The organism is Streptomyces sp. NPDC056479 (genome assembly GCF_042795335.1).
Classification (GTDB): domain Bacteria; phylum Actinomycetota; class Actinomycetes; order Streptomycetales; family Streptomycetaceae; genus Streptomyces.
Genome location: NZ_JBHTRZ010000003.1, coordinates 3,958 through 17,481 on the forward strand (window position 1 = coordinate 3,958; position 13,524 = coordinate 17,481).

14 protein-coding genes are annotated in these 13,524 nt (G+C 71.7%); 6 read left to right on the plus strand and 8 right to left on the minus strand.

Going from position 1 to position 13,524, the window contains the following annotated elements; translation table 11 throughout:
- Positions 1–114 precede the first annotated feature (114 nt).
- Genes ACFQ6S_RS11525 through ACFQ6S_RS11535 form a run of 3 tightly spaced genes read left to right on the plus strand, consistent with a single transcriptional unit; the run spans position 115 to position 2,236 of the window.
- On the plus strand, positions 115–816 hold the full coding sequence (locus ACFQ6S_RS11525; RefSeq protein ID WP_383406576.1) for a flavodoxin family protein: 702 nt from the start codon (positions 115–117) through the stop codon (positions 814–816).
- Positions 817–838: 22 nt separating this feature from the next.
- The gene (locus tag ACFQ6S_RS11530) at positions 839–1,672 is read left to right on the plus strand and encodes a hypothetical protein (protein WP_383406579.1); all 834 of its coding nucleotides are present in this window, start codon (positions 839–841) and stop codon (positions 1,670–1,672) included.
- Between the two features lie 57 nt (positions 1,673–1,729).
- Entirely contained in the window at positions 1,730–2,236 is a 507-nt protein-coding gene (locus ACFQ6S_RS11535; protein WP_383406582.1) for a DM13 domain-containing protein, read from the plus strand.
- Between the two features lie 69 nt (positions 2,237–2,305).
- On the opposite strand, the gene ACFQ6S_RS11540 is transcribed toward ACFQ6S_RS11535, so the two are convergent.
- The 6 genes from ACFQ6S_RS11540 to ACFQ6S_RS11565 form a co-directional block, all read right to left on the minus strand.
- Entirely contained in the window at positions 2,306–3,649 is a 1,344-nt protein-coding gene (locus ACFQ6S_RS11540; RefSeq protein ID WP_383406584.1) for a hypothetical protein, read from the minus strand.
- Positions 3,642–5,303 (minus strand): NAD(P)/FAD-dependent oxidoreductase, encoded by a 1,662-nt coding sequence (locus ACFQ6S_RS11545; RefSeq protein ID WP_383406587.1) that lies wholly within the window; start codon positions 5,301–5,303, stop codon positions 3,642–3,644. The genes ACFQ6S_RS11540 and ACFQ6S_RS11545 overlap by 8 nt, the downstream gene beginning before the upstream one ends.
- A 48-nt stretch (positions 5,304–5,351) precedes the next feature.
- Positions 5,352–5,582 carry an anti-sigma factor family protein gene (locus ACFQ6S_RS11550; protein ID WP_383406589.1) on the minus strand — a complete coding sequence of 77 codons (231 nt, stop codon included), beginning with the start codon at positions 5,580–5,582 and terminating at the stop codon, positions 5,352–5,354.
- On the minus strand, positions 5,579–6,253 hold the full coding sequence (locus ACFQ6S_RS11555) for an RNA polymerase sigma factor (RefSeq protein WP_383406592.1): 675 nt from the start codon (positions 6,251–6,253) through the stop codon (positions 5,579–5,581). Before ACFQ6S_RS11555 ends, ACFQ6S_RS11550 begins: the two co-directional genes overlap by 4 nt.
- A 135-nt stretch (positions 6,254–6,388) precedes the next feature.
- Positions 6,389–6,619, minus strand: coding sequence for an anti-sigma factor family protein (locus tag ACFQ6S_RS11560; RefSeq protein WP_383406596.1), 231 nt, complete (start codon positions 6,617–6,619; stop codon positions 6,389–6,391).
- Between the two features lie 10 nt (positions 6,620–6,629).
- Positions 6,630–8,552 carry an NAD-binding protein gene (locus tag ACFQ6S_RS11565; protein WP_383406599.1) on the minus strand — a complete coding sequence of 641 codons (1,923 nt, stop codon included), beginning with the start codon at positions 8,550–8,552 and terminating at the stop codon, positions 6,630–6,632.
- A gap of 250 nt (positions 8,553–8,802) precedes the next feature.
- Here ACFQ6S_RS11565 and ACFQ6S_RS11570 point away from each other — a divergent pair, with 250 nt between their 5' ends.
- From ACFQ6S_RS11570 to ACFQ6S_RS11580, 3 genes are all read left to right on the plus strand, one after another.
- Complete coding sequence (locus ACFQ6S_RS11570) at positions 8,803–9,822, plus strand: permease (RefSeq protein ID WP_383406602.1); 1,020 nt, start codon at positions 8,803–8,805, stop codon at positions 9,820–9,822.
- On the plus strand, positions 9,819–10,544 hold the full coding sequence (locus ACFQ6S_RS11575) for a TIGR03943 family putative permease subunit (protein ID WP_383406605.1): 726 nt from the start codon (positions 9,819–9,821) through the stop codon (positions 10,542–10,544). Before ACFQ6S_RS11570 ends, ACFQ6S_RS11575 begins: the two co-directional genes overlap by 4 nt.
- A gap of 276 nt (positions 10,545–10,820) precedes the next feature.
- The gene (locus tag ACFQ6S_RS11580; RefSeq protein ID WP_383406608.1) at positions 10,821–12,035 is read left to right on the plus strand and encodes an amidohydrolase family protein; all 1,215 of its coding nucleotides are present in this window, start codon (positions 10,821–10,823) and stop codon (positions 12,033–12,035) included.
- A gap of 10 nt (positions 12,036–12,045) precedes the next feature.
- Here the strand turns inward: ACFQ6S_RS11580 and ACFQ6S_RS11585 are convergent, their stop codons facing one another.
- Entirely contained in the window at positions 12,046–12,819 is a 774-nt protein-coding gene (locus ACFQ6S_RS11585) for a glycosyltransferase family 2 protein (RefSeq protein ID WP_383406610.1), read from the minus strand.
- A complete protein-coding gene (locus tag ACFQ6S_RS11590; RefSeq protein ID WP_383409186.1) occupies positions 12,816–13,385 on the minus strand; it encodes a UTRA domain-containing protein in 570 nt (189 codons plus the stop codon). The genes ACFQ6S_RS11585 and ACFQ6S_RS11590 overlap by 4 nt, the downstream gene beginning before the upstream one ends.
- Between the last annotated feature and the right edge of the window lie 139 nt (positions 13,386–13,524).

Genomic DNA, 13,524 nt, shown 5'->3' on the forward strand with positions numbered 1-13,524 from the left:
CACTCTCTGCGGGGGTTGCTTTCTTTTCTCTCGCTTTTGTCTTCCCCGCTCCTCTCCCCCCCCCCCGTCCCGACCGCACTTGTAACGTTCGGCGCCCCGACGGCACTGAGGGGTATGAGCCATGACGACCTGCGTGCGCTGTTCCTCAACTGCACGCTGAAGAAGAGCCCCGAGCGCAGCCATACCCAGGGCCTGATCGACCTCAGCTCGCGGATCATGGAGAAGCAGGGCGTTCACGTCGAACACCTGCGGCCGATCGACCATGAGATCGCCACCGGCGTCTGGCCGGACATGACCGAGCACGGCTGGGAGCGCGACGCGTGGCCGGCGATGTACCGGCAGGTGATGGCCGCCGACATCCTCGTCATCGCCGGGCCGATCTGGCTGGGTGACAACAGTTCGGTCGCCAAGCTGGTCATCGAGCGGCTCTACGCCTGCTCGGGCCTGCTCAACGACGCCGGTCAGTACGCCTATTACGGGCGGGTGGGCGGCTGTCTGATCACCGGCAACGAGGACGGCGCCAAGCACTGCGCCATGAACGTCCTGTACAGCCTGCAGCACCTGGGATACACCATCCCGCCGCAGGCGGACGCGGGCTGGATCGGAGAGGCCGGGCCGGGTCCCTCCTATCTCGACCCGGGCTCCGGCGGCCCCGCCAACGACTTCACCAACAGGAACACCACGTTCATGACGTGGAACCTGCTGCATCTGGCACGGCTGCTCAAGGACGCCGGTGGCATTCCCGCGCACGGGAACCAGCGGTCCCAGTGGGACGCAGGGTGTCGGTTCGACTTCGAGAATCCGGAATATCGCTGATTCCGCAACGAAAGGCTGAGAAATGACCGTCGAGAACACCGTCGAGACCGTCCCCACCTGCGCCTACCCGGGCTGCACCAACCCGCCCGAGTCACCCGCCCCCGACGCACAGGGGCCGGCGCCGCGCTACTGCGGGCACCCCGAGCACAACGCGCTCGGCGCGTTCCGGAAATTCCGCGCCAAGCGGCAGCAGCGCAAGGAGGACAAGCGCGCGGCGGCCGAGGCCAAGAAGGCGGCCGAGGAGGGCGTGGCGGAGACCCGGGCGCCGGCCGCCGGGCAGACCTGGCCCGTCTTCTCCGAGCCGTCCGAGCACGCGCATGCGGAAGCCGTGACCAGTGAGATGGCGGCACTTCAGGCGGAGGAGGCGATGGAGGCCATGGCCGCGACGCCGTCGGTCGACGGCGACCGTGCCGCCCAGTCACGCGACGCCCTCGTCGCGCTCATCACGCGGCTCGCCACCGATCTGCCGTCCTACATAGAGGAGTTGGCGATCATCACCGACTCCGCCGCGGCCGAGGCCCGGATCGAGACGGTCACCCGCGCCGCCGCACAGCGCATCCTGGCCGCCGAGGAGCGCGCGACGCTCGCGGAGGAGGCGGCCGACCTGGCCGTCACGGCGCTCGACACCGCGAGGCAGAAGTTCGCCGAGGAGACCGAGACGATCCGCGAGGAGACGTCACGTCAGGTGGCGGACGCCGTGTTCGTCCGGGCCGAGCTGGAGCGCTACCGCGAGCGCGTCGGCATGCTCGAGGTCAGGCTCGACGCCGTCCGCGACGAGGCCGACGAACTGCGGCGTGCGCGGGTCCCGTACGCCGCCGAGCCCGAGCGGCCGCGCCCCGCCCCCGAGAGCTGCTGACGGCCGCAGGCCGCCGTCTCCGAATGCCGACACCCGAACGAGAAACGGAAAACCCTCATGTGCGGAAACAAGCGCCCCGTCCTCTGGATCACCACCGCGGTGGTCGTCGTCGCGGCGGCCGTCGGGCTCTACCTCTTCCAGCCCTGGCGGCTGTTCACCACCAACCGCGTGGATGAGGCGCCTCCCGCGGCCGCCGCCCAGCAGGGGGGCTCGGCCAAGGAACTGGCGACCGGGACGTTCCTCTCCCACGAGCACGAGACCAGCGGCTCGGTGCAGATCCACCGGCTCGCGGACGGCAAGGCCACGCTGCGCCTGACGGACCTGCGCACCTCCGACGGCCCCGCCCTGCACGTCTGGCTCAGCGACCAGCCGGTCGAGAAGGACGGCGGCGGCAACCTCGACGACGGCAAGCACGTCGACCTCGGCGACCTCAAGGGCAACGAGGGCAACCAGAACTACGCGATCCCGGCGGGCACCGACCTGAACAAGTTCTCCACGGTGACGATCTGGTGCGAGCGCTTCAGCGTGTCGTTCGGCGCGGCCGAGCTGGAACAGCGCGCCTGACGGAAGCAGATCGCACGGAAGGCCGAGGAGCGGATGGCATCGCCACCCGCTCCTCGGCTTTCCGGCTTCCTAGGACACCAGGATCGGGATGAGCAGGGCCACGCAGGTGATCAGGCTCCACAGGGCGGGCGCCGCGCCCAGCGTCTGCTCCCGGCGCGCGGCCGCCCGGGCCGCGGTCGCCTCACTGCGGGTCAGGTGCCAGGGGCCGACCCGCTCCTCCAGCCGCTGGTACACCAGGCCCAGTACGGCGCCGTAGGCCAGGTGGCCGACGAGGGAGGGGAAGGAGACGGCCAGCGCGGCGGCACTCCAGCGGGGCTCCGCGCCGAGCAGCACGGGAAGCAGCGTCAGGTTGCCCAGAACCCACCAGAGGAAGCCGTAGGACACACCCCAGCCGATCCCGGAGGCCGCATCGAAACTGCGGCGGCGGAAGAAGACCGCGTAGGTGACGCCGACGAGCTGGGAGATCAGCAGATGGATGACGAGACCCACGGCCGCGGACTCGGAGCCGACCAGGGCCGCGACGACCGGCAGGTACCCCACGGCGACCATGACACCGGTGAAGATCAAGCCACCGGCCAGCCCGGCGACGACGCCGTGCCAGACCGAGATCACCCGCCCGCCGGCGAGGCGTCCCTCCAGGGAGTGCCGTATGTCGTCGGAGAACACCGCCCGCGACAGGCCGCCCAGCCAGCCGGTGAGCAGGGCCGTACCGGCGCCCAGCAGCACATCACCGGGCAGCGAGGCAACGGCGGTGCGCACCGCGGCCGGTGTCCACTCCAGCCCACGGCCGGCCAGCAGCGGCGAGATCGTCGCCGCCGCGAGCACCCACCACACGAAGCCGAAGGCGGCGCCGCGGATCAGGGCGGGGCCGCCACCCTCGCGCGGGTCGCCGAAGATCACCGCGTAGCAGGCGCCGACCAGCGCCCCGACGAGCATCCCGTGCAGGCCGGACCCGAGCACCGGGGCGACCAGCAGCCCGGACGCCGCCGCGCGCACCAGGAGGCCGGGCGTGAACCGCCGCTCCCGGCGCGACACCAGGGCGAGGACACCGGCCGTGACCGCCCCGTAGGCCAGATGGCCCAGCAGGCTGGGGACGAGTGCCTGTGCCGTCGCCACATCCCAGGCCACCGGCCTGCCCAGCAGGAGCGGCAGCAGCGTCAGCGGGCCGAGGAACCACCACAGCACTCCGTAGGCGAGCCCCCAGAACAGCAGCTCGCGCTGGTGCGCCACGAGCACGCCGAAGACACTTCCGATGATCGCCGCGATCAACAGGTGGACGGCGAAGCCCACGACGGAGGAGTCGGTCCTGACGATCGCCGCGACGGTGGGCAGATACCCGATCAGCACCATCACCTCGCCGAAGACCAGCCCGCCCGCGAGACCGGCGAGAGCTCCGAAACCGGCGTTACGCATGACGATCACCCTCGGTCGAGACGGTCGAGACGGTCGAGACGGTCGAGAGGGCGATGTCCCTGGGGAAGACCAGGTCGAGGGTCCAGTCGGCGAGCACCCGCAGCCGTTTCTCCGCACCGGGCAGCTTGCTCAGATAGACCGAGCGCCACAGGATCCAGGCGAGGAAGCCGGAGACCTGCCGCCCGCCGATCTCGCCGGCCGCCGTGCGGTGCCCGAGCGAGACCAGCACGCCGAGCCCGCCGAAGCGGAACGGTTCGGGACGGCGACCGCCGAGGACCGCGGCGATGTTGCGCGCCGCCGCCTTGCCTTCGCGGATCGCGTGCTGCGCGGTCGGAGGATGCGTGCCGCCCGCGGTGTCGGGGATCCTCGCGCAGTCGCCCAGCGCCCACAGGCCGGGTGCGCCGGGGACCTGCAGGGTCGGCTCCACGACGAGCGGCCCCTGCATGACCTGCCGCACCAGCGGGTTGGGCCGGTTGCCCGCCGTCCAGGCCAGGGTCCGGGTGGGGACGGTCTCGCCGGAGTCGAGCGTGATGTCCCCGGCGGTGGCACCGCTCACGCGTGCGCCGAGGCGGAACTCGATGCCGCGTCCGCCGAGTTTGCGCTGCGCGTAGAGGCCGAGTTTCGGCGACAGTTCCGGCAGGAGCCGCTCACCCGCGTGCACGAGCACGAACCTGGGCCGCAGCCCGTGCAGCCGCGGATAGAGGTGGAGCACGTCGTGCACCAGGTCGAACAGCTCGGCCACCAGTTCCGTCCCGGCGAATCCGCCGCCCGCCACCACGAAGGTCAGCAGCCGGGCCTGTTCGGCCGGGTCCGGTTCCAGGTCGGCCCGCTCCAGCGCGCTCAGCACCTGGTTGCGCAGCTTTGTGGCGTCCTCGACGGACTTCATCGGGAACGCGTGCTCGCGCACGCCCGGCAGGTCGAAGAAGTGCGGCACCCCGCCCACCGCCAGGACCAGTTGGTCGTACGGCACGCGCAGCAGTCCTTCCTTGCCGGCGGAGACGTACGCATTGCGCGTCCGGGTGTCGATCGAGACCACCCGCCCGTGCAGGAAGGAGGCATGGCCGAGCCCGGCACGCACCGGGGCGCTCACATGCCTGGCCTCCACCGTGCCGGCGGCGACGCCGACCAGCAGCGGGGTGAACAGCAGGAAGTTCGAGTCGCTGATCAGCGTCACATGGGCGTCGAGCCCGCGGCCGACCCGTCGGTCCAGTTCGCGCACGGCCCCGACCCCGCCGAAGCCGCCACCGACGATCACGATGTGGGGCTTGGCCCGTCGGGGCGCGGGCCCGGGCGGGCGCCAGGTGGCCAGGGCGTGCAGGACGAGCCCGGCGATCGCGCCGAGCAGGGCGGCGCCGACGAGTTCGGGGAACCGCGCGACGGCCACCGCCATCGTCCAGGACGGGGTTCTGCCTTCCAGCACGGGAGCGAGCGTGAGGGACCAGGTCACCCAGTCGAGCAGGCCGATGAGCAGACCGACGGACAAGGCCGAGCCGTTGCTCTGCCTGTGCTCGCCGAAGAGCAGGCCGAGCACGGCACCCAGCAGCACCGTGTGCGCGGCCCAGGGGAGCCACGGCGGGTTCGTGACGACCGCCACGATCAGGCCGCCGGTCAGTCCGGCGATGACGCCGGACAAGAGTCTTCTGAGCAGAGTCATGCACGTTCAGAGCGGGCGCACCGCACGAGCGTTACAAGTCCTGTCGGCTCACTGCCGCTTGAAGCCCCTGAACGCGGAGAGCAGCTGCTGCCTGGCGTCCGTCGAGATGCCGTCCGGGGTCAGTTCGCCCGTCGTGGCGATCGTCTGCCGGAACTGATCGAGGTAGGTCTCGCAGCCCGAGCACTCCGCCAGGTGCTCGATGAAGCGGCGCTCGTCGTCCTCGGGCAGGGCGCCGTCGAGGAACTCGGTCACCAGCTCGACGAATTCATCGCAGTTCACGCTCGTCCCCTCTCGCCCGCGACGTCATGAGCACCGGACAGGTAGTTCTCCAGCTTACGGCGCAACAAGGCCCTGGCCCGATGCAGGAGGACGCGTTGGTTCCCGGGCGAGATCTCCAGCAGGGAACACACCTCGTCCGAGCCGTATCCCTCGACGTCGCGAAGGGTGATCACCGTGCGCAGGCGGGGCGGGAGTTCCTCGATGGCTTCCTCGATCACCTCGCGGACCTCGCCGCGCAGCACATGGTCCTCGGGAAGACGCCAGGGACGCGGCTCCTGCCCTACGGCCCAGTGCCCGGCGTATCGCTCGCCGGGGCCGCGGAACCGTTCGGCGTCCACCGTGGGGCCGTCCTCCTCCTCCGGCAGCAGGCTGGCGAAGGGGACGGTCCTGCTCTCCTTGGTGCCGCGTGCCTTGGCCGTGTTGACCAGGATCCGGTACACCCAGGTCTTCAGGGACGAACGGCCTTCGAAGTCGCCGATCCCCCTGATGACCGCCAGCCAGGTGTCCTGGACGGTCTCCTCGGCGGAGTCCTTCGTCGACACGAACGACATGGCCAGCCGGAGCATGCCACCCGACCAGGTGTCCAGCACGAGGGCGAACGTCTCCTCGTGGCCGTCACGCAGCCGCTGCACCAGGACCTCGTCCGGGGGCAGTTCGCGGGCGCCCGCCATGCGTCTCTCCTCGCCGACCGTCACATGAGAGCGTCAGCCTAGGGCAGCTCGGCGGGTGAGGTCGTACGGCGGTGCGTTTGTTCATGTCCCGGTAAGGACCGTCACGGCCATGCAGACCAGGGGCGGCGGCGGTCGTCAGTCCCGCCGCAAGGCGTGGAAAGCGCCGCGTAGCCGGTCGCGCGCCTCGGTGGACAGACGTGGGCCGGGCAGCTCGCCCAGGAGCGCGGTGGTCTGCCGGAACTGGTCGAGACAGGTCTCGCAGCCGTCGCACCCCGTCAGGTGAACCAGACAGCGCAGCTCGGTCGGCTCGTCCAGGGCACCCTCGAGAAAGGCGGTCACCAGCCCGACGAACTCATCGCAGTTCACCCTTCGAAGGCTACGCCCCCGCCCGCTCCCGCGACCGCCTCCCCAGCAGCTCGGCCAACCCCCGTCGGGTGGCGGCCAGGACGACCCGGTCCTCCTTCCGCAGGACGTGGGCGTCGGGGAGGTCCCACACCCACCCCGACGTCGCGTCGCCGGACCGGGTGTCCTCGTAGGACTCCTCCGCCGCCGGTTCCTCGCGGCGTTCCTGCCGTGGTGTCCGGTTCAGGGCCAGCACCCTCCAGGCGCCCGCCCGGAAGGCCTGGCCGACGGTCTTGTCCTCGAGCTGTGGATGACCGGCCACGTCCACCGCGGCGAACAGCAGCACCCGCCGCTCGACCGGGATCGCGCCCAGGATCTGCCGGCCCATCATCGCCCCGGCGAACGCGGGCGCGGCCAGATGCGTCACGCTCCGGCTGCGGGTGGAGGCGTGCGGGTGCGCGGCACGCAGGGTGCGGTAGACGGCGGTGGCGAAGTCGTCGTCGTACAGGCGCAGGACCACACGGAGGTCGGGGCGTACCGAGCGGGCGTACAGGGCGGCTTCGAGGTTCGTCGTGTCCGCGCTGGTCACCGCGAGGAGGGCGTGCGACCGATGGATCTTCGCGGCCTCCAGGACGCCCTCCTGGGTGACGTCCCCGAGCACCACCGGCACCCGCAGCCGCCGCGCCGTCGCGAGTCCGCGCGCCTCGGGGTCGGCCTCGACGCAGACCACGGGGATGTGCAGTTCGCGCAGCCGGGTCAGCACCCGGGTGCCGATCTTGCCCAGCCCGAGCAGCACCACATGGCCGCCCAGCCCACGCGGCGGTTTGCGCAGGCCGGAGGCGGTCCGGAAGGTACCGAGCGCCTCCAGCACCGCGGCCAGCAGCACCGGGAGGAGCAGCAGCCCGGTCAGCCCGGACAGCAGCTGGAGGAGCTGGCGGGCCAGGGGCTGATGGAGCGCGGGGTCGTTGATGGCGAAGAGGTCGAGAAGGGTCATGTACGTCGCGTACAGCGGGTGTTCGCCGGTCACCACCGTCAGCGCCACGGCCAGCGCCGCCACGCACCCCACCAGTCCCGCCAGCGACCACCTCAACCGCCGTGAGAACAGCGAGCCGAACGACGGCACGATGCCGCGCCCGCCCCCGCCCGACGGCATCGACGTACCCGCGTACGACACCTGCTCCAGGACGACCGTGCCCCGGCCCCGCGCCCCCTGCACGGCCGCCTCGTCCGGCAGCAGCAGTGGGCCGTGCTCCCCGCTCTCCGAACCGTCGTCCGCGCCCGGGTCGTTGCCGTTCGCGGACAGCAGGGCCAGCGTGACCAGCCCGGACGGCGGTGCCTGCCCCGGCCGCAGCGGCGCCCGTTCCACCGCGCGCAGCAACAGGCCGTCCGTCTGTACGACCTTGGTGGTGCCGGCGACCGCCGCGGCGGCCAGCGCGGGGGCCGCCGTGTCGGCGTCGGACAGGACGGTCGTGGAGGTGTCCAGACCGGTGTCGCCCGCGCCCGTCGCCAACGCGGCCGCCTGGTCGAGGAGTTCCTCGATGTGCTGGCCCAGCCGGCGGTTGTACAGACGCAGCACGAGCCGGAGGCGGGGGTTGAGGCGGCGGGCGGTGAGGGCGGCGCGGATGTTGGTCTCGTCGTCGTCGTACACGAGGGCGAGGGCATCGGCCCGCTCCACGCCCGCCTCGGCCAGCTTGGTCTCACTGGCCTCGGCGGCCTCCACCACCCGTACGCTCCCGGCCGGTTCGGCCGTGCCGCCGGCACCGCCCGCGGCACGGCCCACGGCCGCGTTGACCATCCGGTCCAGCAGCGCCGCCGACGCGGCCCGGGCCCGGCCCACGACCGGCGGGAGCACCGTGCGCTGAGAGGGGGGCACGACGAGGGTGACCTGTTCCCCGTACACCCCGCGCAACTCGGCGGCCAGCCGGTGCGCGAGTCCGTCGTCGCCGCACACGACCATGTGCGCGGTCGTGTCACTCCCTAAGTTCTGATTCGGAACGCTCGCCACGAGGGGAAAGACTGCCTCAAAGTGACGGGTGGTTCCACAAGCGGCCCTTTCGCGGCTGAACGTCCGCGCCCCGCAGCCCGTACTGGAGGGGAGGGAAACCAGCACCCGAGGGAAGCCGGCACCCGAGGGAAGCCGGCACCCGAGGGAAGCCGGCACCCGAGGGAAACCAGCACCCTTCCGCACCACCGGAGGTACCTCGCCCGTGGCGATCACCAAGCCCGTCCCGCAGCGGACCGACGACCGCGCGGAACCGGCGAGGCCTCAGGAGGAGGGCCGGCACCTCAACTCCCCGCTCCTCCTCACCATCCTCATGCTCGCGCTGGTGCTGCTCCAGAGCCCGATCCGCCGGGCCCTGTCCGCACCGGTGATGCAGAGCTGGATGACGGTGTTCGTCGCCGTACTGGTGCAGGCGCTGCCCTTCCTGGTCCTCGGCGTGCTGCTCTCGGCGGCCATCGCCGTGTTCGTGCCCCCGTCCTTCTTCGCCCGTGCCCTGCCCAGCCGCCCCGCCCTCGCCGTCCCGGTCGCCGGAGCGGCGGGCGCGGTGCTGCCCGGCTGCGAGTGCGCGTCCGTGCCGGTGGCCGGGGCGCTGGTCCGGCGGGGTGTCACCCCGGCCGCGGCGCTGGCGTTCCTGCTCTCCGCGCCCGCGATCAACCCGATCGTGCTGACGGCGACGGCCGTGGCCTTCCCCGGCAACCCGGAGATGGTCCTGGCCCGTCTGGTCGCGAGCCTGCTGGTGGCCTGCGCGATGGGCTGGCTGTGGCTGCGTCTTGGCCGCACCGACTGGCTGAAGCCGCCGTCCCATCCGTCCCACGACGGACAGAGCAAGGGCGAGGCCTTCTGGGGTTCCGTCCGGCACGACGTGATGCACGCCGGCGGCTTCCTGGTCGTCGGCGCGATGGCGGCGGCGACCCTCAAGGCGGTGGCCCCGGAGAGCTGGCTGCGCGCGGCGGCCGACAACCCGGTGCTGTCGGTCCTCGCCCTGGCGGTCCTCGCCGTGGTGCTGTCCATCTGTTCGGAGGCGGACGCGTTCGTGGCGGCGTCGCTGTCGCAGTTCTCGCTCACCGCCCGGCTCACCTTCCTCGTCGTGGGCCCGATGATCGACCTGAAGCTGTTCGCGATGCAGACGGGCACCTTCGGCCGTGCCTTCGCCCTGCGCTTCGCACCGGCCACCTTCGCGCTGGCCGTGGTCGTGTCGGTGCTGGTCGGGGCGGTGATCCTGTGAACCGCCAGGCCCAGTCGGCAGTCCTGTTCCTGCTCGGCGCGTCCCTGCTGCACGCGGGCAGCACCGACCTCTATCTGCGGTACGTCAAGCAGGGACTGCGCCCGCTGGTGCTGGCCGCCGGCGCGGTGCTGATCGCGGCGGCGGTGGCGACGGTCTGGTACGAGCGGAAGCGGGCGCGACGGCAGGACCCGGACAGCGCCCGGGACCATGTCCACCCCGAACCCCGGGTCTCCTGGCTCCTGATCCTTCCCCTCCTCGCCCTCATCCTGGTCGCCCCGCCCGCCCTCGGCTCCTACAGCGCGACCCGCACCGGCACCGCCCTCCAGGAACCCCTCGCCTACCCCCGCCTGCCGTCGGCCGACCCCCTGCGCCTCAGCGTGGTCGACTACGCGGGCCGCGCCGTCTACGACCACGGCCGCACCCTGCAGGGCCGCCGCGTCCAGCTCACCGGCTTCCTCGCCCTGGACCGCGACGGCACCCCCTACCTCGTGCGCATGGCCCTCAACTGCTGCGCCGCCGACGCCCAGCCGGTCAAGGTCGCCCTGACCGGCCAGGTCCCGCCGGTGCTCCAGCCGGACACCTGGCTCCGGATCACCGGCACCTACACCCCGCGCCGGAGGAAGGACCCGGTCAATGGCGGCCCCATCCCGTTCGTCGAGGTCACCCGGGCCGAGCCGGTGGCGGAGCCGACGGACCCGTACGACGAGAGCTGGAACGGCTGATCCGGCCGTGGGGCCTGCCCGGCGGATCATGGCCGGGTCCGCGGCGTCTGGCACGGCACCTCGCCGCGTTGCCGAAACGTCCGAATAGCTCCGCTATTAGGACGCTCCGGCGCTTTGCGATGCACCGCACCAGACGCCGCGACCTGTCCGGCCCTGATCCGCCGGGCAGGCCCTCACCCCACTCCCCACCCGGGCCCTTGGCGGGACTCCGGCCGGAGCACTACCCTGACCCTAAATCTGATGGACCGTCAGATTCGGCGCAGCCAGGAGGTAGGCGTGGCCAGTACCGAGAGCGGCACGAAGGACCTGCCCAGGGTCATCAGCGTGGACGATCATGTGATCGAGCCCGCGCACCTCTTCGAGACCTGGCTCCCGGCCAAGTACCGGGACCGGGGCCCGAAGCCCCTCACCGCCGGGATCGGCGAACTCGAGTACGTCGGCGGGAAGTACCGGTTCACCACGGACCCGGACGGCCAGATCACCGACTGGTGGGAGTACGAGGGCGGGCTGTTCCCGTACAAGCGCATCATCGCGGCCGTCGGCTTCTCCCGGGACGAGATGACGCTCGACGGGATCACACGCGAGCAGATGCGGCGCGGCTGCTGGGACCCCAAGGCCCGGCTGGCGGACATGGACATCAACCATGTCGAGGCCTCACTCTGCTTCCCGACCTTCCCCCGCTTCTGCGGGCAGACCTTCGCCGAGGCCAAGGACAAGGAGGTCGGGCTGGCCTGCGTGCGCGCCTACAACGACTGGATGGTCGAGGAGTGGTGCGGCGACAGTGCCGGCCGGCTGATCCCGCTGTGCCTGATCCCGCTGTGGGACATCGACCTCGCGGTCGCGGAGATCCGGCGCAACGCGGAGCGCGGGGTGCGCGCGGTGACGTTCAGCGAGATCCCCACGTATCTGGGGCTGCCGTCCATCCACTCCGGTTACTGGGACCCGTTCTTCGCGGCCTGTGAGGAGACCGGCACGGTCGTCAACATGCACATCGGGTCCTCGTCCCAGATGCCGGCCGCGTCCCCCGACGCCCCGCCGGCCGTACAGGCCTCGCTGAGCTTCAACAACGCCATGGCGTCGATGATGGACTTCCTCTTCTCCGGGGTCCTGGTGAAGTTCCCGCGGCTGAAACTGGCGTACAGCGAGGGCCAGATGGGCTGGATCCCGTACGCCCTGGAGCGCGCGGACGACGTCTGGGAGGAGCACCGGGCCTGGGGCGGCGTGAAGGACCTGATCCCGGAGCCGCCGTCGACGTACTACTACCGCCAGATCTTCTGCTGCTTCTTCCGCGACAAGCACGGCATCGAGGCGATCGAGACGGTCGGCGTCGACAACGCGACCTTCGAGACCGACTATCCGCACGTCGACTCGACCTGGCCGGAGACGAAACGGGTGGCCGAGGAACATGTCGGCGGGCTCTCCGACGAGGTCGCCTACAAGCTGCTGCGCGGCAACGCGATCCGGATGCTCGACCTCCCCTTCGACCGGTAGGCCGACGCCCTCACCCTGCCGTGGGCGGATACCGCCAGCCGAACGAGCCCAGTGCCCGCGCCCTGGCCGCCACCACGGCCATGCGGGCCTGCCGCTCCGCCGGGTCGACATGCGCCGCCTGACCCGTCGCCTGGCCCTCCCACTTGCGGTAGAGCAGGCCCACCTCGGCCGAGAACCAGCCCCGGCTCACGGAGTTGAGCGCGAGCAGCAGGCCGGTGTCCTCCGACGCCGGGAGCGCCATCCAGCCGCCGAGGGCGAGCAGGAGGTCCCGGCGTACGCACAGGGTCGCCGGGTGGACCTGGGCGCGGAAGTCGCCGGCCTGCCAGAAGTCGAGCACGGCGCCCGGCTCGATCGGCCCCTCGTCCGGGTCGCCGGGGAAACCGGCCGTCGTGCCGTCCGGCAGCAGGTCAAGGACCCGGGAGGTGGTCCAGCCGAGGGCGCGGTCGGCCTCCAGGACGGCGAGGTCACGGGCCAGCGCCCCCGGGGTGAGCTGGTCGTCGGCGTCCAGGATCTTCACGTACTCGCCCTCGGCGTGCGCCAGCGCGAGGGTGCGCGCCACCCCCGGGCCTCCGGGGCGGCCCTGACGGAAGGTCACGCGGGTGTCGTCGGGGACGTAGGGGCGGACCTCGTCCGTCCGGCCGTCCTCCTGGATCACCCAGTGCCACTCCCGGCCCGGGGGCAACTCCTGTGCGCGCAGCGACTTGTAGGCCTCGGGCAGGAAGCGCGCCGAAGGGCCGTGGACCGCGGTGACGACGATGACGCGCCGGGACACGGCGGCGTTCACCACCTTTCCAGGGACGTGGTGAAGAGCAGATCGGCGCGGTCGCCGGGCAGGGTGACCTCGGCGATCTCCACGACGCGGTCCGTGATGTCGTACGACGTCTTGCACAGCAGCAGCACCGACGTCCGTGCCGGCAGCCCCAGTTCCCGCGCCTCCTGGGGCGTCGGCGGCCGCGCGGAGACCCGTTCCTCGACCCGGCCGACCTCGACGCCGACCGTGTAGAGCTGGTTCTGAGTGCCGCCCGGCCAGGGCTCGTTGGCGGCGTCCAGCAGATCGGGATTGGCGGCGATCAGCTCGCGCACCAGATAGGACGTCACCAGGCTGAACGGGGCGCTCTCGGCCGCGTACCGCGTCCGGTAGCCGCGCTCCAGCAGCGGGGTGCCCTCCGGTACGCCGAAGACGTCCGCGAGTTCACAGGGTGCGGCGATCTCGCGGTAGCGGGCGTGGAAGACGAGGTCCCGCAGTGCGAGGCCGGTCTCGTGCTCCGTGGCGCCGGTCGCGGCCCGCGTGGCGCGCGGGCGGCGCGCCCGGTCCTTCTCCCACTGGTGCCGGTGGTTGTCGCGGAGCATCGGGGTGCGGGGGCGTCGCGGGTCGTCCACGGTCACTTCGTACGCCTTGGGCACAGCCTCAGCGTACGACTCCTCACATGACAACGCCCGATCGCTGGCGACGGGGGATGCACCAGCGATCGGGCTGGTGCCAACAGTA

What these genes read in the sequence shown, in the direction of transcription:
- ACFQ6S_RS11525 (WP_383406576.1), top strand. Translation starts at nt 115, where the DNA reads ATGAGCCATGACGACCTGCGTGCGCTGTTCCTCAACTGCACGCTGAAG.
- ACFQ6S_RS11530 (WP_383406579.1), top strand. Translation starts at nt 839, where the DNA reads ATGACCGTCGAGAACACCGTCGAGACCGTCCCCACCTGCGCCTACCCG.
- ACFQ6S_RS11535 (WP_383406582.1), top strand. Translation starts at nt 1,730, where the DNA reads ATGTGCGGAAACAAGCGCCCCGTCCTCTGGATCACCACCGCGGTGGTC.
- ACFQ6S_RS11540 (WP_383406584.1), bottom strand. Translation starts at nt 3,649, where the DNA reads ATGCGTAACGCCGGTTTCGGAGCTCTCGCCGGTCTCGCGGGCGGGCTG.
- ACFQ6S_RS11545 (WP_383406587.1), bottom strand. Translation starts at nt 5,303, where the DNA reads ATGACTCTGCTCAGAAGACTCTTGTCCGGCGTCATCGCCGGACTGACC.
- ACFQ6S_RS11555 (WP_383406592.1), bottom strand. Translation starts at nt 6,253, where the DNA reads ATGGCGGGCGCCCGCGAACTGCCCCCGGACGAGGTCCTGGTGCAGCGG.
- ACFQ6S_RS11565 (WP_383406599.1), bottom strand. Translation starts at nt 8,552, where the DNA reads ATGGTCGTGTGCGGCGACGACGGACTCGCGCACCGGCTGGCCGCCGAG.
- ACFQ6S_RS11590 (WP_383409186.1), bottom strand. Translation starts at nt 13,385, where the DNA reads ATGCTCCGCGACAACCACCGGCACCAGTGGGAGAAGGACCGGGCGCGC.